The organism is Flavihumibacter cheonanensis, from assembly GCF_022352215.1.
In the GTDB taxonomy this organism is placed as follows: domain Bacteria; phylum Bacteroidota; class Bacteroidia; order Chitinophagales; family Chitinophagaceae; genus Flavihumibacter; species Flavihumibacter cheonanensis.
This window is the reverse complement of record NZ_JAKRWF010000056.1, coordinates 1-291: the sequence shown is the minus strand read 5'-3', so window position 1 is coordinate 291 and position 291 is coordinate 1. Positions and strand designations below refer to the sequence as shown.

Here is a 291-nt window from a genome sequence, read left to right as displayed (position 1 = left end):
GCGAGGCCCCAGCCGAGCCAGGTGGCGAGGGCGATGACCATGACGACGGGCACGAATACCGCGCTCACGCGGTCCACGATGCGCTGGATGGGCGCCTTGCGAGCCTGCGCGCCCTCGACGAGCCGGATGATCCGCGCCAGCGCGGTCTCCGCGCCGATGGCCGTGGCGCGAACGGCCAGCCGGCCCTCGGCATTCACGGCACCACCGGTGACGTGGTCGGCCGGACCTTTCGGCACCGGCATGGACTCACCCGTGAGCAGCGACTCGTCCGCGTGACTGCGGCCCTCGATG

The 291-nt window shown here is 72.5% G+C and carries 1 protein-coding gene; it reads right to left on the bottom strand.

Annotation, left to right across the window (positions count from 1 at the left end; translation table 11 throughout):
• The coding region (locus MD536_RS21110) for a P-type ATPase actuator domain-containing protein (protein WP_498366315.1) at window positions 1-291 on the bottom strand (291 nt) is incomplete at both ends.